At 68.2% G+C, this 22,504-nt stretch carries 23 protein-coding genes and 1 tRNA gene; 9 read left to right on the plus strand and 15 right to left on the minus strand.

Going from position 1 to position 22,504, the window contains the following annotated elements:
• The first annotated feature begins 31 nt into the window (after positions 1-31).
• Positions 32-433, plus strand: coding sequence for a hypothetical protein (locus tag HALDL1_10560; GenBank protein AHG03994.1), 402 nt, complete (start codon positions 32-34; stop codon positions 431-433).
• Here HALDL1_10560 and HALDL1_10565 read toward each other — a convergent pair.
• A complete protein-coding gene (locus HALDL1_10565; protein ID AHG03995.1) occupies positions 420-1,643 on the minus strand; it encodes a sugar transporter in 1,224 nt (407 codons plus the stop codon). The two genes, HALDL1_10560 and HALDL1_10565, sit on opposite strands and share 14 nt — an antisense overlap.
• A gap of 241 nt (positions 1,644-1,884) precedes the next feature.
• Here HALDL1_10565 and HALDL1_10570 point away from each other — a divergent pair, with 241 nt between their 5' ends.
• Complete coding sequence (locus tag HALDL1_10570; GenBank protein ID AHG03996.1) at positions 1,885-2,097, plus strand: hypothetical protein; 213 nt, start codon at positions 1,885-1,887, stop codon at positions 2,095-2,097.
• Positions 2,098-2,167: 70 nt separating this feature from the next.
• Complete coding sequence (locus tag HALDL1_10575) at positions 2,168-3,166, plus strand: ornithine cyclodeaminase (protein AHG03997.1); 999 nt, start codon at positions 2,168-2,170, stop codon at positions 3,164-3,166.
• Between the two features lie 158 nt (positions 3,167-3,324).
• Here HALDL1_10575 and HALDL1_10580 read toward each other — a convergent pair whose 3' ends face one another.
• From HALDL1_10580 to HALDL1_10595, 4 genes are all read right to left on the minus strand, one after another.
• Positions 3,325-4,275 (minus strand): hypothetical protein, encoded by a 951-nt coding sequence (locus HALDL1_10580; protein AHG03998.1) that lies wholly within the window; start codon positions 4,273-4,275, stop codon positions 3,325-3,327.
• 52 nt (positions 4,276-4,327) lie between these two features.
• Complete coding sequence (locus HALDL1_10585) at positions 4,328-4,555, minus strand: H/ACA RNA-protein complex protein Gar1 (protein AHG03999.1); 228 nt, start codon at positions 4,553-4,555, stop codon at positions 4,328-4,330.
• Entirely contained in the window at positions 4,555-4,836 is a 282-nt protein-coding gene (locus HALDL1_10590; protein ID AHG04000.1) for a signal recognition particle, read from the minus strand. Before HALDL1_10590 ends, HALDL1_10585 begins: the two co-directional genes overlap by 1 nt.
• A gap of 62 nt (positions 4,837-4,898) precedes the next feature.
• Positions 4,899-6,023: a cobalamin-binding protein gene (locus tag HALDL1_10595; GenBank protein ID AHG04001.1), complete on the minus strand. Its 1,125-nt coding sequence runs from the start codon at positions 6,021-6,023 to the stop codon at positions 4,899-4,901.
• A 58-nt stretch (positions 6,024-6,081) separates the two neighbouring features.
• On the opposite strand from HALDL1_10595, the gene HALDL1_10600 reads away from it, so the two are divergent.
• The 3 genes from HALDL1_10600 to HALDL1_10610 are packed head-to-tail and all read left to right on the plus strand — an operon-like array spanning position 6,082 to position 10,431.
• Positions 6,082-7,185: a cobalamin import system permease BtuC gene (locus tag HALDL1_10600; protein ID AHG04002.1), complete on the plus strand. Its 1,104-nt coding sequence runs from the start codon at positions 6,082-6,084 to the stop codon at positions 7,183-7,185.
• Complete coding sequence (gene btuD, locus HALDL1_10605) at positions 7,182-8,381, plus strand: iron ABC transporter (GenBank protein ID AHG04003.1); 1,200 nt, start codon at positions 7,182-7,184, stop codon at positions 8,379-8,381. Before HALDL1_10600 ends, btuD begins: the two co-directional genes overlap by 4 nt.
• Positions 8,382-8,424: 43 nt before the next feature.
• On the plus strand, positions 8,425-10,431 hold the full coding sequence (locus HALDL1_10610; protein AHG04004.1) for a hypothetical protein: 2,007 nt from the start codon (positions 8,425-8,427) through the stop codon (positions 10,429-10,431).
• Between the two features lie 986 nt (positions 10,432-11,417).
• On the opposite strand, the gene HALDL1_10625 is transcribed toward HALDL1_10610, so the two are convergent.
• The 5 genes from HALDL1_10625 to HALDL1_10645 all read right to left on the minus strand — a co-directional run bounded on the left by HALDL1_10625 (position 11,418) and on the right by HALDL1_10645 (position 17,175).
• Positions 11,418-12,020 carry a hypothetical protein gene (locus tag HALDL1_10625; protein ID AHG05289.1) on the minus strand — a complete coding sequence of 201 codons (603 nt, stop codon included), beginning with the start codon at positions 12,018-12,020 and terminating at the stop codon, positions 11,418-11,420.
• A 343-nt stretch (positions 12,021-12,363) separates the two neighbouring features.
• Positions 12,364-14,568, minus strand: coding sequence for an ATPase AAA (locus tag HALDL1_10630; protein AHG04005.1), 2,205 nt, complete (start codon positions 14,566-14,568; stop codon positions 12,364-12,366).
• Between the two features lie 420 nt (positions 14,569-14,988).
• Positions 14,989-15,062: transfer RNA gene (locus HALDL1_10635), tRNA-Thr, on the minus strand.
• A gap of 61 nt (positions 15,063-15,123) precedes the next feature.
• Entirely contained in the window at positions 15,124-16,107 is a 984-nt protein-coding gene (locus tag HALDL1_10640; GenBank protein ID AHG04006.1) for a tRNA (guanine-N1)-methyltransferase, read from the minus strand.
• A 66-nt stretch (positions 16,108-16,173) separates the two neighbouring features.
• Positions 16,174-17,175 carry an aryl-alcohol dehydrogenase gene (locus tag HALDL1_10645; GenBank protein AHG04007.1) on the minus strand — a complete coding sequence of 334 codons (1,002 nt, stop codon included), beginning with the start codon at positions 17,173-17,175 and terminating at the stop codon, positions 16,174-16,176.
• Between the two features lie 86 nt (positions 17,176-17,261).
• Between HALDL1_10645 and HALDL1_10650 the strand changes: the two genes are divergently transcribed.
• Positions 17,262-18,047, plus strand: coding sequence for a diphthine synthase (locus tag HALDL1_10650; GenBank protein ID AHG04008.1), 786 nt, complete (start codon positions 17,262-17,264; stop codon positions 18,045-18,047).
• Positions 18,048-18,065: 18 nt separating this feature from the next.
• On the opposite strand, the gene HALDL1_10655 is transcribed toward HALDL1_10650, so the two are convergent.
• Genes HALDL1_10655 through HALDL1_10670 form a run of 4 tightly spaced genes read right to left on the minus strand, consistent with a single transcriptional unit; the run spans position 18,066 to position 20,615 of the window.
• A complete protein-coding gene (locus HALDL1_10655; GenBank protein ID AHG05290.1) occupies positions 18,066-18,200 on the minus strand; it encodes a hypothetical protein in 135 nt (44 codons plus the stop codon).
• A 55-nt stretch (positions 18,201-18,255) separates the two neighbouring features.
• On the minus strand, positions 18,256-19,041 hold the full coding sequence (locus HALDL1_10660) for a glyoxalase (protein ID AHG04009.1): 786 nt from the start codon (positions 19,039-19,041) through the stop codon (positions 18,256-18,258).
• Between the two features lie 56 nt (positions 19,042-19,097).
• Entirely contained in the window at positions 19,098-19,502 is a 405-nt protein-coding gene (locus HALDL1_10665; protein AHG04010.1) for a hypothetical protein, read from the minus strand.
• On the minus strand, positions 19,503-20,615 hold the full coding sequence (locus tag HALDL1_10670) for a Developmentally regulated G-protein 1 (protein ID AHG04011.1): 1,113 nt from the start codon (positions 20,613-20,615) through the stop codon (positions 19,503-19,505). It lies immediately after the preceding gene.
• A gap of 101 nt (positions 20,616-20,716) precedes the next feature.
• On the opposite strand from HALDL1_10670, the gene HALDL1_10675 reads away from it, so the two are divergent.
• Positions 20,717-20,923: a hypothetical protein gene (locus tag HALDL1_10675; protein AHG04012.1), complete on the plus strand. Its 207-nt coding sequence runs from the start codon at positions 20,717-20,719 to the stop codon at positions 20,921-20,923.
• Between the two features lie 39 nt (positions 20,924-20,962).
• Positions 20,963-21,454: a 50S ribosomal protein L11 gene (locus HALDL1_10680; protein AHG04013.1), complete on the plus strand. Its 492-nt coding sequence runs from the start codon at positions 20,963-20,965 to the stop codon at positions 21,452-21,454.
• 52 nt (positions 21,455-21,506) lie between these two features.
• Here HALDL1_10680 and HALDL1_10685 read toward each other — a convergent pair whose 3' ends face one another.
• Positions 21,507-22,286, minus strand: coding sequence for a methyltransferase type 11 (locus tag HALDL1_10685; protein AHG04014.1), 780 nt, complete (start codon positions 22,284-22,286; stop codon positions 21,507-21,509).
• Between the last annotated feature and the right edge of the window lie 218 nt (positions 22,287-22,504).

The raw sequence follows: 22,504 nt of genomic DNA on the forward strand, positions 1-22,504 counted from the left end.
ACGGATAATCCCCCGCCGAGAAGCGCGCTCCATGAATCTCGTCGACGTCGACGCGCGGGCGTTCGTGCGGTTCCTCCCAGGGGACCTGCTGGCAGTCCTCACGATGGTGTTGCTCGGCACGATGCGTCACGGCTCGCTGACAGCCGAGCGGTACGCCGGCGTCCTCGTTCCGTTCCTCGTGGGCTGGCTCCTCGTCGCGCCGCTGGCCGGCGGCTACGACTCGCAGGTTCTTTCGTCCACCCGCAGCGCGCTCGTGCTCGGTGTCGCGTCGTGGCTGGGCGCCGACTTCGTCGGCCAGGTGCTTCGTGGCACCGACTACTTCCCGGGGGAGGCCGACCCCGTGTTCTTCCTCGTCGCGCTGCTGTTCGGCGGCCTGCTGATCGCGGTCATGCGGTTCGCGACGCTCGTCGTCGTGGACCTCACCGGAAACTGAGCCAGACGGCGACCCCCGAGGCGAGCGCGGCGAACACCGCGAGCACCGCGAACAGCGTTGGCGGGCCGGCGTACTGGAGGACGCCCCCGGCGATAGCCGCGCCGAGCGCGCCGACGCCGAACACGCCGAGGTAGGTGTAGCCGTAGGAGAGCCCCCGGGTGCCGGCGGGCGTGTAGAGGGCGACCGTCGCCTGGTAGAGCGGTTGGATGACGAACAGCGTGAACCCGAGGAGCGCGCCGACCACGAGCAGCGGGACGAGACCCGCCTCCGCCGCTGGCAGGAACGCGAGTGCGAGGACGACGAGCGCGCCGAACCCGACCGCGATGGCGCGCTCCGTCGACACGCGGTCCGTGAGTTTCCCGCCGACGTACTGCCCGAGGACCCCCACCATCAGCAGTCCCGCGTAGGCGTACCGGTAGGGCTCTATCTCGCGGCCGGCAAACTCGACGGGCGCGAACGCGGGGAACTCCGAGAGCACGTTCGGCAGGAAGGTCAGCACGCCGCGGTAGTAGAGACCGTCGAGCATCACGACCAGCAGGATGGCGGCGAAGGGACCGACGAGCAACAGTTTCGACTCGGCGAGGAACTCCGAGAGGGAGCCGACGCCCACGCTCGCCTTCGAGTCGCCGCCGTCGGCTTCCGCCCCGGCGACTGCCGCGCGCTCGTCGAAACGCACGCGGAGTGCGACGAGCCCGGCGACCACGGCGGGGGCGGCGAGTACGATGGCGACCGTCCGCCAGTCGGCGACGAGCAACAGCAGCGTGACCGCCAGGGGGCCGAGGGCGATGCCGACGTTGCCCGCGATGCCGTGGTAGGCGAAGGCGTTCCCGCGGGCCTCGACGCCAGTGCTGATGAGCGAGAGGCCGGAGGGGTGGTAGACGCTCGCGGCGACCCCCCAGCAGACGAGCGCGAATCCGACGGCGAGAATCGAGGGCGCCAGCGAGAGCACGACGAACGAGGCGGCCATCCCGAACAGACAGCCAGCGATGAGTCGCCGGGAACCGAACCGGTCCGAGAGCACGCCACCCGGGAGTGCGCCGAGGCCGAACAGCCCGTAGCCGATGGCGACGACGACGCCGATGGTCGCCCGGTCGACCTGGAACGCCTCCAGCCACAGCGGGATGAGGATGGGGATGGAGAGTTCGTAGGTGTGGACCATCGCGTGCGCGAGGGAGACGAGGCCGACGATGGCGCGGTCGTTCCGGTTCACTGCAATCGTCCCTACCATCCACGCGGGGCGTTATAGACGTGTCCACATCGGAAACAGTCCCTCGTTACACACCGCGAAAGAAGCCGCACTCTCTGCACCATCCGCCTGTTAGCTACTGTCAACCCGGCTCAACGCCGCGTTGTCCCCCGGGTACCGCCCGCCACTGCATAACTTACGCAGCACATTTGCCAATAGTCCAAGAACCCTTTTATTGTGGTTCGGTCACAGCGAAAAGACAACCATGACCGGCTACTACGACGCACTCCTCGTTCTCATTCCGGTCGCGCTCGTCGGCGTCAGCGCCGTCCTCGCGGCCATCGGCGCGGCGAACACGACGGCCGTCACCCTCGGCGGCGTCGTCGCGGCAGGACTGGTTGCACACGGCCTCTTCGTCAACGAACCCAGCGACACCGGGACTCACTCGTCGTCATCGTCCTACGAACCCGCTGACTGAAACGACCGCGGTAGCACCGACTCGGCGAGCGGCCTCAATTCTTAACCCGTTGACGCGCGAATCGGCGCATATGACCGAGACGCTGTTCCTCGCCGACGAGGACGTCGCCGACCTCGCCGACCCCGCCGACTACGTCGACGCCGTCAGAGATGGGTACCGGCAGCGCGGCGAGGGCGCGCCGGCGAAACCCCGGACGAAGCTCCTCAACGAGTCTCCACCGGGCATGTTCACGGCGTACGCCGCAATCCTCCCGGAGACCGGCGCGATGGGGGGCTACATGTACAGCGCCGGCTTCGGGGAGCGGGACGCGTGGTTCGTCACGCCGCTGTTCGACGCCGAGTCGGGCGAACCGCGCGCGATAGTCGACGGGGCGCGGATGAACCCGTTCAAGACTGGTGCCGCGGGCGCCGTCGGTGTGGACGCGCTCGCCCGGGAGGACGCCAGCACGCTCGCCGTCATCGGGAGCGGCGCACAGGCGCGCGGACAGGTCCGGGCGACCGCTACCGTCCGCGACCTCGACACCGTCTGGGTGTACTCCCCGACGAAGGAGCACCGCGAGTCGTTCGCCGCGGAGATGAACGAGCGACTGGACGCGTCGGTCGCTGCCGTCGCGTCCAGCGCCGCGGCGGTCGAGGAGGCCGACGTCGTCGTCACCGCGACAAACGCGAGCGAACCCGTCTTCGACGGCGCGAACCTGGCGGACGGCACCCACGTCACCGCGATGGGGCAGTACGACCCGGAGAAGCGGGAACTCGACGCGACCACCATCGAGCGCGCAGTCTACGTGCCTGACCTCCGGGAACGCGCGACGCAGGACGCCGGCTCGTTCATCCAGGCTGTCGAGGAGGGCGTCGTCACGGCGGACCACGTCCACGCGGAACTCGGGGAGGTCGTGGCCGGAAGCGCGCCCGGCCGGGAGTCCCCCGAGGACGTCACGGTCTTCGACAGCGGCGGGACGGGCATCGAGACGGCGGCCGCCGCTCACATGCTGTACGAGCGCGCGGTCGAGCGGAATCGCGGGAAAGAGATCGAGTTCGCGCCCGCGAGCGAGGCGCTCACCGGCGAGTAGTCCGAGGGTTTACGTACCAGAGCGGGGCCATCCCCGGCCGTGACCTGAAAGCCAGCGTGGAGCGACGAGTGGGATCGCGGCGGCCCCCTCCACGATACCCGAACGTGAGCCTCCGGTGGAAGCTTCCCGGAGCGCTCACCTGCCGCCGCCTGTTCGCCCTACACCCACTGCGTCAGGCCCAGCGCCTCCACGAGCGGGATTCCCGCCGCGAGCGCGCCGACCAGATAACCGAGGATGGCGCCCCCGTTCAGCAGCGGTAGCCCCGCGTGCGCCCGTCCCTTGAACACCATTCGCATCAGGACGAGGAGGCCCACTATCGTCCCGACGATGGCCGTCAGCGCGGCGAGTTCGACGCCGAACACCCTCGGCGTGTCGAGAAAGAACGCCGCGCTCGCCACGAGTATCGTCGGCATCACGGCGTCCCCGAGTCCGATGAAGTACGCGCTACGGTCCGCCCCCGACTCGTCGCGTTCACTCTCCTCGGCACTCTCTGCCACCTCCTCGGCGTCCTCGCGGAAAGAGTACGCCAGCGTCGTCGGCACGACCAGCACCACGGGGAGCCGTAGCTCCATGACGCCCGAGGCGAGCGTCAGCATGTGTTCGGTGCCGTAGACGCTGATGGCGTCGTAGACGGCCAGCGCCGTCAGCAGCACGATAGCGGGGAGGATGCCGAAGCTGATGCCGAACAGCGCCGCGGCCCCCATCCCCATGATTGCGCCGGCGCTGTCGATGACCCACCACTCGGGGTAAGCGTACAGCGCGACCACCAGAACGGCCGCGGGGAGGTACGCCGCGAGGTTCACGCCCTCGACGATGACGGCCGGGAACGCCACGCCGAAGACGTAGGAGGCGATGAAGCCGCTCGTCAGCAGGACGAATCCGCGGAGAATCCACTGCACGTCGTACTTGATGACGAGCAGGATGGCGCCCGTGACGACCAGCAAGAAGCCGACGTAGAAGACGCTGTTGAGCGGGTTCTGGGGGTCCTCCGTCGACTGCAGGCCAGCTGACTCGAACGGTTCGAGGAGTGCGAGCGCGCCGAACTGGACGACGAGAAAGAGCGCGACGACGGCGCCGAGCACGGTGGCGACGCGGGTCGAGTCGTTCATACCCAGGTTCTCTCACCCGCCCCGCTTTGGTGTTGCGACTCGACTGAGTCGGTCACCGGACGTAGAGGGTCTGTCCGACGAGCGCCGGCAGGTGGACGCCGCGGTCGGGCGTGACCGAGAGGTACGGCCGTTCGACCGGGCCGAACACGTCCACGACGCGCCCGACAGAGTCCAGGTTCTGGTCGACGACGCTGTCCCCGATGTCGGGGTGGTCCTCGCCGTCGCAGCGCACCACCGCGACGTTCTGTGCGGTCCGCACCACGTCGCCGGCGCGCCGCATCAGTCACGGAGCGCCGTCACGTACGCGGCGACGGCCTGCAGGAGGTCAGACTTCCCGGCGTCGTCGGCGTCCTTCACGAGGACGCGACCCGACTGCTCCCAGTGTCGCCGGGGGTAGGATACGTCACGCTCGACGACGGCGTCGTAGCCGACCTGCTGGACGGCGGTCGCGATCTCGTCGACGGTCGGCTCCTCGACCGCGAGTGATCGAGGGATGCGACGTCCATCGCGGCGGGAGAGCGTCGCGTCGAAGTAGGCTGGCCAGATGACGTTCTCGACCATGGCGGAGCGTACCGGTTCACGCGGTTAAATGGTATCGGAGCGGACCGAGAGAATGGGCTGCGTTATCGGCGTGCGAGCAGCGCGGCGCCGAGCACGGCGACGATTGCAGCGGGAACACCGAACCCGGGGACACCGCCGCCGGACTCGCCGTCAGTGGTGGTTGTCGTGGCCGGCGCGTCGGCCGTCGTGGTCGTCGGCGCTGCCGTGGTGGTCGTCGTGGTCGTGGTGTTGGCGTCGGCGTACGCCTCGGGGTGGAACGCCTGGGCCATCTGCGTCATCGGTTCGACGATGCGCGGCGCGGGCTGACTCAGGTGGTTGGTGTCCACGACGACGATGTTGCCTTCCTCCCAGGCGGTCGTGTTCCGGATGACCGAGTCCTGGGGGATGTACGAGCGGGACTCGTTGCCCAGCTGTTCCGGGTAGACGCTGACGACGACGAACTCGGGGTCCTGGTCGGCGATGAACTCCTCGGAGAGCTGCGGGTACGGCGCGCTAGAGTTCGCCTCGGCGGCGATGTTCTGCCCGCCCGCCCGCTCGATTATCTGACCGACGAAGGTGTTGGGGCCAGCGGTGAAGCCGGCTTCGGTGCCCCAGTAGACGCTGGGCTTCTGCTCGCCGGCGACGGCTTCCTCGACGGTCTGGACGCGGTCGCGCATCTGGGTGACGGTCTCCTCGGCGCCAGCGCACTCGCCGGTCAGCCGACCGATGAGCTGGGTCTTGTTGTAGATGCTGTCGATGGAGTCGGCCAGTTCGAAGCGGTAGACGGCGATGCCGGCACCCCGTATCTGCTGGACCGTGTCGTTGTTGATGGTGTTGGGCGCGAGCACAAGGTCGGGTTCGAGGCTGATGACCTGCTCGACGTTCACGGTCGACGGGAAGCCGGAGGTCACGACCTCACGGGAGTCGGCTCCCTCGAGGTAGCCCCCGAACTGCGAGATGCCGACGACCTTCTCGCGGCCGCCGATCTCCCACATCGTCTGTGCGGCGCTCGGGTTCAGTGTGACGACGCGTTCCGGTTCCGCGTCGACGGTGACCTCGTGGCCGCTGGCGTCGCTCTCGGTCAGCGGGAACTCGCACTCGAGCGTTCCGCCGTCCTGTGCACCGACGGCGCTGGCGGCACCGGCGGCCGGGGCCACCGCACTAAGAACGAGTAGGACTACACCAACTACGGTTGCAGTTCTGCGCATACCTCATCGAGGCAGCTAACGCAATAAATATCTGTCTAAAGCAAATACGGTTGTAGTAATGCGCGTTCGAACCCGAGCGAGCCTCTGGAGTGCCGTCGCGTTCGCCGTCCTCGTGGCGGTCATGCTCGTCAGCGCCACCATCGGCCACGTCTCCATCCCCATCGAGCAGGTGGCCCTCGCAGCCCTGGAGACGGTCGCCGTCCCCACGGCCGTCTCCCCGTTCGTCGATTCGGCGACGATTCCGTTCGTCGGGTCGCTGCCTTGGCCCGCCATCGACGTCGGCTACAGTTCGCCGCTCCAGTTCGACGTACCCGGCGAGGCGCAGTACATCGTCGGCCAGCTCAGGATGCCCCGCATCGTGCTCGGGGCCACCGTCGGCGCCGCGCTCGCCGTCGCGGGCACGGTCATGCAGGGGTTCTTCCGGAACCCGATGGCCGACCCCTCCATCATCGGCGTCTCCTCGGGCGCCGCGGTGGCCGCAGTCACCGTCATCGCGTTCCCGGCCTTCCTCCCGTTCGGCGTCCAGGTCGCCGCGTTCGTCGGCGCGCTCGTCGCTGCGTTCGCCGTCTACCTCCTCGCCACGCAGGACGGCCGCACGCCGGTCGCGACGCTCCTGCTCGCGGGCATCGCCGTCCAGACGCTGCTCGGCGCCGTCACGTCGTTCGTCATCGTGAAATCCGGGCGGAGCATCCGCGAGGCGATGTACTGGCTGATGGGACACCTCAACGGGACGCGCTGGCACGAGGTCGAACTCGCGCTTCCAACGGTCGTTCTCGGAACCCTCGTCCTCCTCGCGTACGCGCGGGACATGAACGTCCTGCTCGCCGGGGAGGAGGACGCACACACCCTCGGTGTCGACGTCGAGCGGACGAAGCGGCTCCTGCTCGCGGTGTCGAGCGTCGTCACCGCTGCCGCCGTCGCCGTCGCTGGCGTCATCGGCTTCGTCGGCCTCGTCGTGCCCCACGCGATGCGCCTGCTCGTTGGCCCCGACCACCGCGTGCTCCTCCCGACGTCGGCGTTCGCGGGCGGCGCGTTCCTCGTCCTCGCCGACACCGTCGCCCGGACCGGGGCGGCCGAACTTCCGGTCGGCATCGTCACCGCGTTCGTCGGCGCGCCGTTCTTCCTCTACCTGCTCCGCGACAGGGAGGTGCGTGCGCTGTGACCCTCGACGTCCGTGACGTCGACGTGGAACTCGGCGGCGAACAGATCCTCGACGCCGTCAGCGCGACAGTGGCCGACGGACGACTCGTGGGCGTCGTCGGTCCGAACGGCGCCGGGAAGTCGACGCTGCTGCGCGCGATGAACGGCGTCATCGACCCGGAAAACGGGACCGTCCTCGTCGACGACCAGGCGGTCGAAGAGCTCTCCTCGAAGGCCGCCAGCCGGCGCATCGCCAGCGTCCCACAGGACACCCACGTCGCCTTCGAGTTCACCGTGCGCCAGACCGTCGAGATGGGGCGCCACCCCCACATCCCGCGGTTCGGTGCTGACGACGACCCGGACGCCGTCGACCGCGCGATGGAGCGCGCGGAGGTCGCGCAGTTCGCAGACCGCGACGTCACCTCGCTGTCCGGCGGCGAGACCCAGCGCGTGCTGCTGGCGCGCGCGCTCGCCCAGGAGGCGCCCGTCCTCCTGCTCGACGAACCGACCGCGAGCCTCGACGTGAACCACCAGATCCGCACGCTCGAACTCGTCCGCGGCCTCGCCGACGACGCCGACCGCGCGGTCGTCGCAGCCATCCACGACCTCGACCTGGCCGCGCGCTACTGCGACGAACTCGTCCTCGTCGCGGACGGCCGCGTCGTCGACTCCGGGCGCCCGGCGGACGTGCTCACGCCAGCCGCTGTCAGGGACGCCTTCGACGCGCGGGTCGCGGTCGGCACGGACCCCGCGACGGGGGCGCCGACAGTCACGCCCCTCCCCGACGTAGAGGACGGCCTCGACCGCCGGGTGCACGTGCTCGGCGGCGGAGCCACCGGGGCGCCGCTGATTCGACGTCTCGCGGACGCCGGGGCCGAGGTGACGGTCGGCCCGGTCGTCGACGGCGACGTCGACCACGAGACGGCCCGCCGGTTCGGCGCGCAGGTGGTCACCGTTCCGCCGTTCGCCCCACCCGCGGAAGCAGTCGATCGCGCTCAGGAACTCGTCAAAGCGGCCGACGCAGTCGTCATTGCGAGCGAGGCCGCCGAACTCGGGGCGAACCCCGAACTCCAGCGGGCTGCGACGAACGTCCTGGTCGTCGGCGACCAGGGGTCGGGGACGCGAGTCGCTCCCGACGGGCTGGTTCCCGCGGTCGCGGCGCTCGACGACGTTGGCGACCAGTTCGCGGTGGCAGACGGCGGCAACGACGAGGGGTGACGCGGCCACGTCGCCTATGAGTGTCGGGCTCAGAGGTGGGGGCATGATACGTGCGGTGGCGCTGTCGGTGCTGGTCTTCGCGTCGCTGGTCGCAGGTCCCGCCGCCGCTGCGGTGCCGGCCGCTGGTGACTCTCTCGACGCGCCAGCCGTCGAACAGTTCCGAACGGCGGACACGCAGTCGGCCGACGCCCGGTCGGCGACCACCCGGACCATCGAGAAGTCGATACGACTCCACCGGACACCGGACGAACCCGGTGAGATAGACGTCAGCGCGACGTACGACGTCCCCGACGAACTCACGTCGATGAAGGTGCGGCTCCCCGCCGAGGCCCACGACGTCAGGAGCGACTCGTTCTCGCAGGACGGCGACCGCTACGCCTGGGACGGGAGCACCGACCCCGCGACGCTGCGGTTCTCGATACCGGCGAACCAGTCGGCCAGCGGCCCGCGGGCACCCGCGGGGTCCGCGGACCAGCAGTACTCCTTCACCGACACGGGCGAGTGGGCGCTCGTCACGGTGCCGGGACTCCAGACGGGGTGGGGCTGGCGAGGCCCCGACTCCCTCACTGTCACGATAGACGAGGACGTGGCCGTCGACGGCCCGGGCTCGACGGGCGGCGAGATAGCGTACATGGGGGACGTCGAGGAGTACACCCGCACGGCGAACGGCCAGACGTTCACGCTGGTCGTCCCGGAGCGCGCCTCGATGGCCGAGTCGCCGGGGGACGTCCTCGAGGCCCTCGGGGCCGCCTCGAGTCGGCTCCGAGTCGGTTCGAAGGACGAGAACGTCTGGTTCGTCGCCGCGCCGGCGAACGCGAATTGGGGCGTCAGGGGCGTCGAGTACGGCGGTAACGACGCGTGGGTCGTCGCGGACTCCCGGCTCTCGGACCCGGGGAACGTCTGGCTCCACGAGTACGTGCACACGCGCCAGGACTACACCACGGCGACCAGCGGCCGCTGGACGATGGAGGCGGCAGCAGAGTACTACGCGGGGTCGCTCTCCCTGCGCGCCGGCTACGTCGACTTCCAGTCGTTCCAGCGGTACCTCGGCTACGGCGAGCGCGACCCGTGGCGCGACGCGATTCTCGCCCAGCCGACCACGTGGGCCTCCGGCGCGAACTACCTCAAAGGGAGCCTGGTGTGGGGGAGCGTGGACCGGCAGATTCGACTCGACACGAACAGCGCTGCCACCACTGACGACGTGCTGTGGCGGCTGAACCAGCACGACGGTCCGGTGTCGAACGAGGACGTGTTGGACGTCGTCGCTGCGGTGTCCTCGTCGTCGGCCCGCGAGTACGCCCAGCGCTACACGGAGACCAGCGACACGCCCGAGATGTGGTCCGAGGCCGAACACGGCGAGGCGTTCGACACCCAGCCGGCCCGCATGCGCTACGACGTCGAGTCCTACCAGGTCACGGGCCCGTTCCGCGACGAGACGTTCACCTCGCAGCCGACCCTCTACGTCGGCGAGACGCTCGCGGTCAGCGCGAAGGTGACCAACGACGGCGGTAGCCAGGGGTCGTACGTCGTGAAACTCGGCTTCGATGACTCCACGCTGGCGGCGGTGCGCGGCGAGCTCGACCCCACGCGGAGCGACGACGTCGCCCTCCAGCACCAGTTCACCGAAGCCGGGACGTACAACCTCACGGTCGGAAGGAACACGGTTCCGGTCACTGTCCGAGAACCCGCCGACCCCGTCGTCGATAACCTCTCCGTCTCCCCGGGGAGTGTCGCACCGGGCGAGGACGTCACCGTCACCGCCACGTTCGCGAGTCCGACCGCCCACCCCGCGACGGGGACCCTCCCGCTCACTGTGGACGGCCAGCAGGTCGGGAGCTTCGACGTCACCCTCGACGCGGGCGAGTCGGTCACGCGCTCCCGGACCGTCACCCTCGACGAAGTGGGGGAGCGCGAACTCGCGGTCGGCGACCTGAGCGTGACCGTCGACGTCAGTGAGTCGGACGCCACGGTTCCCGGATTCGGTGTCGGTGTCGCGCTGGTCGCGCTCGCGCTGACGGTTGGCGCGCTGGTCGCGCGGCGCGAACGTTAACAAGTCCGAGCGCCCAACCCCGCCCCGTGAACCGACGCGCGCTCGCCGTCGTCGTCCTCGTCGCGCTCGCCGGCTGTTCCGGGTCGCTGCTCGGTCCCGAGACCACGCCGGACGAACGCACCGCGACCGTCGTCCACGTCGTCGACGGCGACACCCTCGACGTGCGCTTCGCGGACGGCAGCGAGGACCGGGTCCGCCTGCTCGGCGTCGACACCCCGGAGGTCCACGAGGGCGTGAGCCCGGACGAGTTCGAGGGCGTCCCCGACACCGAGGCCGGACGCGCCTGCCTCCGGTCGTGGGGCGAGCGCGCCAGCGAGTTCGCCACCGAGCGCCTCGCGGGCGCCAGCGTCACCGTCACAACCGACAGCGAGGCCGACCGCCGCGGCGGCTACGACCGCCTGCTCGCGTACGTCACCGTCGAGGGTGAGTCGTTCAACCGCGCGCTCCTCGAGGACGGCTACGCGCGACTCTACGACACCCAGTTCTCGAAGCGCGACGCGTTCGCCGCCGCCGAACAGCGCGCCCGCGAGAACGGGACCGGCCTCTGGTCGTGCGCCAGTTGACCCAGGGAGTGCCGGACGGAGCCCCCGCGGCGAGAAACTATTTCACCGGCTCCGTCGTACGACGTTCGCATGGCCGGGCACACCGGGGACATCGACGCACTGCTGGACGACATGCACGAGCGGGCTGCGGCGATGGAGGGGCAGGCCGACCTCCCGCTCGCGGAGATGTTCCCGCCGGCGTTCATGCGGAGACACACTCACGAGGACTCCATCGACTCGTTCCTCGACGCCTGCCGGTGGGACGTCGACTCCCGAGAGGCGTTCGCTGACGTCTCACAGGACGAGTTCGACGACTACGTCGCCGAGCGGACGCGCTTCGATGACTGGGACGCGATGGTCGGCCGCGCCGGCGAGGAGTGGATGGCGCGACAGATGGGGATGGAGCTCTGAATCGGGGCGACGACAGAGAAGTCGGGCTGGTTCTCAGAACGGGTTCTTGTTCGAGGGGCGCCACTTCGACGCGGCGTACGTGCTCAGCGCCCCGAACAGCACCATCGGGATGCCGACGATTGCGCCGACGACCGTGAGCGTCAGCAGCGCGCCGAACAGGACGAACAGCAGGCGCCCGGTCGCGTGGCGGTTCTTCGGTTCGTAGCCACACTGGGGGCAGCGGACGACCACCGTGGAGATGTTCGTCCCGCAGGCGCGACACGGTGCGGTGTCCGCGTCCCCGGTCGGCGCCTCCTCGGTGGCCGTCGCCGCCACGTCTAACTTGTCGGTCGGTGCCGCTCCACGGACGATTGGGCGGTTGCCGCCGCGGGTGACTCGCCCGTAAACCCGGTAGAGGGCCGTGGCGCCGAAGACCCACGTGAAGGCAACCAGTGCGCCGACGACTAATCCGGAGGCGAGTTCGACGAAGGTCGCGTCCGCCGACATGCCGGTCACGACCAGCAGGACCGCGATTCCGACGACGACGCCCCACTTCCACCGCGGCATCCAGTCGCGGAGCACCGCCCGCATCCGTCTCCACCTCGACCGGCCGTCCGTCACTGCCGGTTCGTTCTCCGACTCGGGTGCGCTAGCCATACCCCACGCTATCAGTCCCCGTAGAAAGCAGTTGGGTATGTTCACACTCGGCAGGGACGCTCCCGCTCGTCGACGCGAGCCGCTTCGTGGAGTCGTACCGGGAGACACATCCCCGACGACACGGAGACACTGGACAGAGTCGACCTGCTGGATGGTCCGCTTGACGACCAGAACTGCAAACGGCCCCGCTCAATCGAACAGGGGACGACTCAAAGCACGCGGCGCGTCGAGTGGCGTCCAGCCCCATTGAACCACTGCACACTCCATACGGATACTGCCAAAAGTCGTCTGGTGAATCCAGGGAGCGGTTACAGGAAGTCGATGATTCGAATGGAAGACGCCCTCACAGGCTGTCGTCCTCGTCGTCGGGATCGGCGTCTTCCGGACTGACCTCCTCGAGTGCCGCTTCGAAGTGCGCCTGGGTTAGCACGATATCCTCGACGGCCGTCGCCGAACCCTCCGTCTGGGACCGGACGTGCTCCCGAACGGCTACCGTCGCCGCCTCCCGACACAGCGCGGCCAGATCCGCACCCACGAAGCTGTCCGTCTCGGCCGCCAGACGGTCGAGATCGACGTCGTCCGCCAGTGGCCGGTCCCGGGTATGGATCGCCAGGATTTCGCGCCGAGTCTCCTCGTCCGGCTCTCCCACTTCTATTTTGCGCTCGATTCGACCCGCACGCGTGAGGGCGTCGTCGATGAGGTCTGGCCGGTTCGTGGCCGCGATCACGACCACGTCCTCCAGTTCTTCGAGCCCGTCGAGTTCGGTTAACAGCTGTGAGACGACGCGTTCACCGACGTTCGAATCGCTGCCGCCGCTCCCGCGTTTCGTCGCGATGGAGTCGATCTCGTCGAAGAAGATGACGGTCGGAGCGTTCGACCGCGCCTTCTCGAAGATCTCCCGGACGCCCTTCTCGGACTCCCCGACGTACTTGTCGAACAGTTCGGGTCCTTTGACGGAGATGAAGTTGGACTGGGCTTCGTTCGCGACGGCCTTCGCGAGCAGCGTCTTCCCGGTTCCGGGCGGCCCGTGGAGCAGTATCCCCTTCGGCGACTGGAGGTCGACCTGTCTGTACGCCTCGGGATACTCCAGTGGCCACTGGATGGCCTCCTGGAGTCGGGCTTTGGTCTCCTCGAGACCGCCGACGTCCTCCCAGGTGACGTCGGGCGTCTCGACGAATACCTCTCGGAGCGCGCTGGGGTCGATCTCCCGGAGTGCCGCTCGAAAGTCCGGCTCGGTCACGTCGAGCGTTTCGAGCGTCTCGGCGTCGATCTCGTCGCCTTCGAGGTCGAGGTCGGGGCGGACACGTCGGAGCGCGTTCATCGCCGCCTCGCGGACGAGACTCTCGAGGTCGGCGCCGACGAACCCGTGGGTGTTCTCGGCGTACTGTTCGAGATCCACGGACTCGGCGATGGGCATCTCCCGGGTGTGGACCTGGAGGATCTCCTTGCGGCCCCTGGTGTCCGGCGCGCCGATCTCGATCTCGCGGTCGAAGCGGCCGCCGCGGCGCAGCGCGGGGTCGATGGCGTCGACGCGGTTGGTTGTTCCGATGACCGTCACCTGCCCACGGTCCTCGAGGCCGTCCATCAGCGAGAGCAACTGCGCCACGACGCGGCGCTCGACGTCGCCTTGCGTGTCGTCCCGGTTCGGGGCGATGGAGTCGATCTCGTCGATGAAGACGATCGCGGGTTCGTTCTCCTCGGCCTCGTCGAAGACCTCGCGCAACCGCTCCTCGCTCTCGCCGTGGTACTTCGACATGATCTCGGGGCCGGAGATGGTCTGGAAGTTGGCGTCGATCTCGTTGGCGACCGCCTTCGCGATGAGCGTCTTGCCAGTTCCGGGCGGGCCGTGGAGCAAGACGCCCTGCGGTGGCTCGATGCCGAGTGCCTGGAAGAGCTCGGGATGCGACATCGGCAGTTCGATCATCTCCCGAACCTGGTCCAGTTCCTCGTCGAGCCCGCCGACGTCCTCGTAGGTGATTCCCGGGGCCTCGGAGCTCCCGGTCGCGTCGTCCGGGTGTCCGGCGTCGACCTCCTCCGCAGACTGTTCGACTACGTTGATGCTCGTCGACTGCGTGACGATCACGGTCCCGTCGGGATCACTGTCGACGATGCGGACCGGAATCCGGCGGTTGGATCGCCCCGGCATGGAGCCGAACCCGATCGCTAGTGGCACGGTCTGACCCGTCTGGACCGCGCGGTTGACCAACTTCTCGCGCAGATACGGTGTGAGATCGCCGCGGATCTGCAGGGCGGGCGGGAGCGCGATCGACAGCTCCTCTGCCGTCGCCACGTCGGCCGGTTCCACCCGGGCAAGTTGGTCGATTCGTACCCCAGTGGTCTGGCGCGTCTGGCCGTCGATGCCGACGACGCCGCGCTGTCGTTCGCCCGCCCGTCCCGGTCGGACACGGGCAACCACGGTCCCTTCCTCGCCCTCGATCGTGACGAAGTCACCGCTACTGAGGTTGAGTTCCGCCATCGCCTCGCGGTCGATCGCCGCGATACCTTTTCCTGCACTCTGCCGGTCGAGTGGTTTGACAACGAGTTTCATGAGTGGTAGTCTCACCAGGCATCATTCGAACGGGAACACCCCTCACCGCGGGTGGTCGAGAGAAGTATAGCGCTGGGTTAGGTGTACGAGTGTCCGGAGAACTGAAATAAGTACGTGCCTCGAACCCCATAGATACCAACAGGTGACTTCCCCAATAGTTCACTGCCTCACAGGCGCGCCGTAATCACCACCTTCTATCCAGGGCCAGCCGACAGTGATTGAGTCCAGCCGAAGTCCGCCGGTAGTGGTGGTTGCCCCCGACGCTGCGGGCCTACCCCGGGGTCGACTCACGGCACCTGCCGCCTATCCGACACCGGCGTGCCTCGATCCGTTCGGGACAGATACGGAAAGCCGAGTGACCGCTATTGACCAGTTCGGCCGAATTGCGAGAATACGAGGGTTACGAACCCGTTTCCCTGAAGCCGGTAAAGGGATTTGAACCCTTGGCCTATTCCTTACGAAGGAATCGCTCTACCAGTCTGAGCTATACCGGCACGGCTCGGACACGCTCGCTGCACTCTACCGTAGCCGCATACGAGAAATAAGGCTTGCGAATCAGCGGCGGACGAGGCGAGCGTCCACGACGACGTTGAGTTCGTGGGGCGCGTACGACCGGACCGACCGGCGGTTCTCGACGGTCACGTCGTACGCCGGTTCGGCGGCCTCGCGGATGGCGTCCTCTGCGGGGCCGTACGGGTCGTCCTCGTGCTGGATGTCGTAGAGGTGGAGCACGCAGTCGTCGCCCGCGAGCGCGACGGCGGTGTCGAGGAACTCGTCGGCCGTGTGGGGGAGGTTCATCACGACGCGGTCGGCCCAGTTCTCGTAGTCTCCGGCGACGACTCGGACGTCTCCCGCGATGGCGGTGACGCGGTCGGCGACGCCGTTTCGCTCGGCGTTCCGCCGGAGGTAGTGGATGGCGCGTTCGTTGATGTCGGTGGCGACGATCTCGGCGCCCGCGGCGGCTATCGGCACCGCGTAGGGGCCGACGCCAGCGAACATGTCGAAGGCGTGTTCGCCGGGCGTAACCTGCTCGACGACGCGGTGGCGCTCGGTGGCGAGGCGCGGCGAGAAGTACACCTCGGCGATGTCGAGTTCGAACTCGTAGCCGTACTCCCGGTGGACTGTCTCCGTGCTCTCCCCGGCGAGGACGTCCCAGTCGCGGACACGCTCGGTGCCCTTGATCTTCGACGCCCGGTTGACCACCGTCCGCGCGCGCACGTCCGACTCGACGATTGCGTCGGCGATGCGCTGGGCGCGCTCGGGGTCGTCCTCGTCGACGATGACGACGTCGCCGAGGCGCTCGTAGGACGGTTCGAAGCCGAGGATATCTGCAGGGTTCGTCTGCGTGCGGCGCTCGGGCGCGTCGAACTCGACGACCGCGAGGTCCTCTGGGACAGCCTCTGGTTCTGTGACCGGGATGTAGAGCGACCCGTCCTCGCCGGTGATGGTGTACTCGGCGTCGACGAGGTCGGCGTCCGCGAGGCGGCGTCGGGTGGTTTCGCCGTCCTCGGTGGGGACGCGCACGCACGGGACTGGCATCGTCGGAGTTCGGCGCGGCGCGGCCTTACCGGTGTCGCTTCCGCGACGACTAGCGGCCTCGGGCGCTCAGTCGTCGGTGTCGCCCGCTCCGGTGCGGGCGTCGTCGATGCGCGCTCGCTGGTCCTCCGAAAGTGAGAACTCGGTGGCGCCGACGTTCTCGTCCAGCTGGTCGGTGGTTCGCGCGCCGATAATGGGCGTGCAGGTGAACGCCTCGCGCTCGACGAGCCAGCGGAGCGCGACCTGCGCGGGCGTCCGGTCCAGTTCGTCGGCGACGGCGCGCAGTTCGTCGAGGACCTGCCAGCCGCGCTCGCTCACGTAGTACTCCGCGAACCGGTCGTCGAGGTCCGCCCGGGCGCCCTCGGGTCCAGTGACGCCCCCGTCCTCGGTGCGCTCGTACTTACCGGTAAGGAAGCCACCGGCGAGCGGCGAGTAGGGACAGACCGCGAGGTCCTGGTCGGCGCAGACCTCGAGGTAGTCGGCGACGTCGTCGCCGGCCGCGGCGTGGAACATCGGCTGGGTGACGTCGAAGCGCGCGTGGTCCTCCACGTCGGCCGTCCAGAGCGCCTTCGTCAGCTTCCAGGCCGCCATCGTGGAGGCGCCGAGGTGGTTGACTTTCCCCGCCTCGACCAGGTCCGTGAGTGCGTCCAGCGTCTCCGCGATGGGCGTCTCGTCGTCCCAGCGGTGGATGTAGTAGACGTCGAGGTAGTCCGTGCCGAGTCGCTCGAGAGTGTCGTCGATCTGGCTCCGGATGTGCTTCCGGGAGAGGCCGCTGTCGTTCGGGCCGTCGCCCATCTCCCCGTACACCTTCGACGCGAGCACGAACTCCTCGCGGTCGTGGTCCGCGAGCCAGTCGCCGATCCACTCCTCGCTGGTGCCCGACGGCGTGCCGTAGACGTTCGCGGTGTCGAGGAAGTTGACGCCGTGGTCCCACGCCCGGTCGAGCAGGCGGTGGGCCTCCCGCTTCGTGGTCTCGGTCTCACCGCTGGCCGCCTCGCGCCCGAATCGCCAGGTGCCCAGACAGAGCTGTGAGACCTTCGTTCCCGTGTTGCCGAGGGTGACGTACTCCATGTGTCTGCAATGGTCGGCCACGCGCAAAGTCGTTAGTCCCGCAGCGGTCTCGAAACCCATAGGGTCGCTCGCGCACAACCCCGCCCATGCTCACGTTCGTCGGCCTCGGACTCTACGACGAGCGCTCGGTCACTGTCGAGGGCCGCGAGGCCATCGCCGACGCAGACCGCGCGTTCGCGGAGTTCTACACCAGCAGACTCGTCGGCGCGGACGTCGCCGACCTCGAAGCCTACCACGACACCGACATCGAGGTCCGGGACCGCGCGGGCGTCGAACAGGACCCGGAGCCGATTCTCGACGCCGCAGAGGCGGGGGACACCGTCTTCCTCACCGCTGGCGACACGATGATCTCTACGACCCACGTCGACCTCCGCCTGCGCGCCGAGGACCGCGACATCGACACCCGCGTCGTCCACGCGCCGACCGCCGAATCCGCGGCGTCGAGTCTGACGGGGCTCCAGAACTACCGCTTCGGGAAGGCGACGACGCTCCCGTTCGAGTGGGCCCACGGCGCCGACGGCGTCCCGGGTTCGGTCGTCGACACCATCGAGGCCAATCTGGAGCGGGGGATCCACACGCTCTGCTACCTGGACATCAAGGTCGACCACCCGCGAATCGAGGGCGACGAGTACATGACCGCGAGCCACGCCGCCGCACTCCTCGCGAAGCACTGGGACCCGGACGCGCTCGGCGTCGTCGTCGCACGTGCGGGTGCGCCCGACGCGAGAGTCAGGGCGGACACGCTCGCTGCGCTCGCAGAACTCGACTTCGGCGACCCGCTCCACCTGCTCGTGCTCCCGGGCGACCTCCACCACGTCGAACGGGACGCGCTGGTCGGACTGGCCGACGCGCCCGAGGACCGTCTGGACTGATTCGCCGAGCGTTCCCGACTACCGCAGCTTATCGAACACCGTGCTGTCGCAGTTCGAGCAGCTGCGCCGGTTGCGCCGGTAGCTCTTCCCGCAGTTCTGGCACTCCCACTTCGGCTTCAGCGACTCCGGCTTCAGCGACTGGAGCAGTCCCATGCGCTGGGTAGGTCGCCCGCGCAGAAAAACTGCCCGAAGACGGGGAGGTCGTCGGTCAGACCGAGCGGTCCATCGGCGACTCGTCGGGGTTCAGCACCTCTATCTCGTGGCCGTCGGGGGTCTTCGTGAACGCGTAGTTCATGTCGCAGGACTCGGGGTCGCGGTAGTCCGCGGCCTCCCGGACGAGGAGGTCCTCCCAGTCGCCGACAAGGTCGTCGGTGCGCACCGCGAGGTGGCCCCAGCCGTCGCCGAGCGTGTACGAGCGACCGTCGTAGTTGTAGGTGAGTTCGACGGCCATCGCCTCGTCGCTCGCCCCCTCGGGCTTCATGAAGTAGTTCGCGAACGTGTCTGACTCCCAGCGGCCGGTGTGCTCGTAGCCGAACTTCCGCGTCCAGAAGCCGAGGTGCTGGTCGGCGTCCTCGACTCGAACCATCGTGTGGTCGATGCTCCACTGCTGGCCGTAGTCGCGCTCGACGAGTTCGACCTCGTGGCCGTCCGGGTCCTTGACGAACGCGTACGAACCGCCACAGGAGTCGGGGTCGCGGTAGTCCTGGGCGCCTCCGTCCATCAGTTGCTCGTAGGCGTCGTAGACGTCCTCCGTGCGCACGGCGATGTGGCCGAACGCGTCGCCCATATCGTACTCGTTGGTGTCGTGGTTGTGCGTGAGTTCGAGGAGCGCGCCCTCCTCGTGGGGGTCCGCCGGACCGAGGTAGACGTTCGTGAACGTCTCGCCCTCCCAGCGCGCGTGCTCGACGTAGTCGAGGTGGGTCTCGTACCAGGCCAGAGACGCCTCGAGGTCGCCGACGCGCAGCATCGCGTGGTCGAGTACGAAGTCGCTCATGTTCTCACGGTGTACTGCGTGGTCGAAAAGCGTACCGGAGGCGGAACAGCGGGTCGTCAGTCAGCGAACTGGTCGGTGTAGCAGACGGCGGCGGCCGCCCAGAGCCACAGCGTTCCGAGCGGAACCGCGGTGATGCCGCGCTGGCCGGACAGCGAGAGGGAGAGCGAGAGCACGCTGGCCCCCGCGAGCGCGAGTAGGCCCACGGTCACAGCCGAGTCGACCCGGTCGACGGCTGCGGTGACGACGGCGCCAGCCCACAGCAGGACTGCTATCGGCCACGCCTGCAGGTGGCTCGGGAAGGCACCCACGCGGGCGACGTACGTCGGGAGCGACGTGAACGCGAGCGTCTCGACGCGGAGGAAGCCGGCGGAGAAGATTGGGTACCAGCCCCCGGGCCAGGCGACGACGACCCACGGCAGCAGGCCGGCGAGGACGACGACGCCGACGCGGCGACGGTTCATCTACCGCCGCGCGACGACACGCAGAATGTCCTCGTCCGCCAGTTCGTGGTCGCGGCCGACCTGCTGTTCGTCGTGCTGGCCGGAGGGACCGGTCACGCGAGCGAAGCGGAAGCGCTCGTCGAGCGTGCCGCCGAGTTTCCGCAGCGCGTCGTCGACTGTGTCGCCCTCGCGGACGATGAGCGGTTCCTCGTAGTCGACGCCACGTCCGGGCTTGTCCATGTAGATGCGGATGAGACCGAGTTCCTCCCAGATGCGTTCTTTGAGCGTGTCGAGGCCCTTCTCCTCCGCCGCGGAGATGAAGATGGCGTCCTCGGGGTCGATGCCCTGCTCGCGGAGGTTCTCCTTCATCGTCTCCGCGTACGACGGGTCGATGAGGTCGACCTTGTTCACCGCGACGAGCGACGGCATGTAGACGCGGTTGTCCATCACGCCGTCGACGAGGCGGTCGACGGAGGGGTTGCCGCGGATGGTCACGTTCGCGTTGACGAACCCGCGTTCGCGGAGGATGCCCTTCACCGTCCCCTCGTCGAGGTCCATCTCGCCCGAGGAGTTCACGTCGATGCCGTCCTTACCCTTCGGGCGGACGTTCACCGTCGGGGGCTCCTCGTCGACGCGGATGTTGACGTTGTACAGTTCGTCCGCGAGGCGCTGGTAGCGGTCGATCTCGAACGCCGACAGCATGTAGATGACGAGGTCGGCGGCGCGGATGACCGAGAGGATCTCCTTGCCACCACCGCGGCCGCCGGCGGCGCCTTCGATGAGCCCCGGCACGTCGAGCAGCTGGATGTTCGCGCCGCGGTAGTCGAGCATCCCGGGGTTCACGTCGAGGGTCGTGAACTCGTAGGAGCCGACCTCGCTGTCTGCGTTCGTCATCGAGTTGATGAGCGAGGATTTCCCGACCGATGGGAAGCCGACGAGCGCCACCGTCGCGTCGCCGTGCTGCTCAACGGCGTAGCCGCCACCGCCGCCGCTGCCCGCCTCTTGCTTCTCGAGTTTCTCCTTCTTCTCCGCGAGCTTCGCCTTCAGGCGCCCGACGTGGGCCTCCGTCGACTTGTTGTACGGCGTGTTGGAGATTTCTTCTTCGAGCGATTCGATCTCCTCCTCGATACCCATTGACCGAGGCTATGCTGCTGGTGCCGAAAAGCGCTTTCCTCCGCGCCCGCCGGCGTTGCTTTCGACACGTTAATAGTTCGTCTCAAAGCAAGGGAGACGTAATGGGCGACCCCTCCACGTTCCGCGACAGCACCCAGATAGTGCTGCCATCGTCCACGCTGGCGGAGTTCCGCGAGGACCTGGAGGCGGAGTTCGTCGTCACCGTCTTCGAGCCCGAGGACAGCGACCTCGTCCGCATCATCGGAAGCCCGGTCGTCATCAAGGAGGTCAGCGACTACCTCGCGCGGCAGGGCGTCAGTCTCCCTTGAAAAGAAAGGGTTAAAACCGCGGCGGCGGTTCTTCTGGGTATGGCTGAGACGATAGAAGTGCTCGTACCCGGCGGTCAGGCCGATCCCGGCCCACCGCTCGGTCCCGAGCTCGGACCTACTCCCGTGGACGTGCAGGGCGTCGTTGCAGAGATCAACGACCAGACCGAAGCGTTCGACGGCACCGAGGTACCGGTCACCGTCGAGTACGAGGAGGACGGCTCCTTCAGCATCGAAGTCGGCGTTCCGCCGACGGCGGCGCTCATCAAGGACGAGGCTGGCTTCGAGACCGGCTCCGGCGAACCCCAGGAGACCTTCGTCGCGGACCTCTCCATCGAGCAGCTGAAGAAGATCGCCGAGCAGAAGAAGCCGGACCTGCTCTCCTACGACACCCGCAACGCGGCAAAGGAGGTCGCGGGCACCTGCGCCTCCCTCGGCGTCACCATCGAGGGCGAGGACGCGCGGACGTTCAAGCAGCGCGTCGAGAACGGCGACTACGACGACGTGCTTGGCGCGGAAGAAGCCGCAGCGTAAGTCTGGTAACCAATCGCAGTTCGCTGTTCTCCGATTCTCCGCCGCCGACCAGTCAGACTGCTGTCTTCACGGCGACGAAGCGAAGCCGTCGGTAGTCCGCGGTCCAGACGCCGCCTTCGAAGTGGTCGGCCCGGAGTTCGTCCTCGACGGCGGCGACGACGTCGTCCAGTTCCGACGCCGGCACTGGGGAGAGCAGGCTGTCGCCGAACATCTCCAGCCACGAGGCGAGGCCGTCCTCTCCGTCGTCGAGTTCGGTGGGTCGGTCGAACAGCGTCGCGTACTGCACCTCGAAGCCGTGCGCTTCGAGGCGCGGAGCGTACTCGCCGATACTCGGGAAGTACCACGGGTCAGATTGCTCGTAGCCCCGGCGCTCCAGTTCGGTGAACACCGCGTCGACGATGGCGCTGACGTTGCCGGTTCCGCCGAGTTCCGCGACGAACCGACCGCCGGGCTCGAGCACCGAGGCGACCGACTCCAGGACGCTGTCCTGGTCGGCAATCCAGTGGAGGGCGGCGTTCGAGAACACCGCGTCGAAGGATTCCTCGAACGCCAGGTCGCGGGCGTCTCCGTGCACGAACTCGTGGTCGGGGTAGTCCGAGCGCGCTTCCGCGAGCATCGACTCGGCGCTGTCGACACCGACGACCTCTGCCCCCGAGTCGGCGATCGCGTCTGTCAGGTGACCGGTCCCGCAGCCGAGGTCGAGGACGCGTTCGCCGGCCTGCGGGTCGAGTAGCGAGACGACGTCCTCGCCGTACTCGAAGACGAAGGAGTGGCTCCCGTCGTACGTCTCGGTGTTCCAGTGGTTGGGACTGTCGTCGGGCGAACGGGTCATCTCTACCCGGGACCCTCGCGGTCGGGCCGGATTACTCCACCGCTCGGCCGCATGTTTGCCGGTCGAGCCACGCAAATCGGTACCCTGAACTGACTGGGCTGGAGCCGCTGTATCAGGAGCTCTCAGGCCGTGGGAACGTCGCACGCGGGCGGGACTGGTTCGACGGTTTTAAGGCCGGCATCCCCCTCTGTCGAAGCGAGACAGGCGTAGCCTGTTTC

The sequence above is a fragment of the Halobacterium sp. DL1 genome (assembly GCA_000230955.3).
In the GTDB taxonomy this organism is placed as follows: Archaea; Halobacteriota; Halobacteria; order Halobacteriales; family Halobacteriaceae; genus Halobacterium.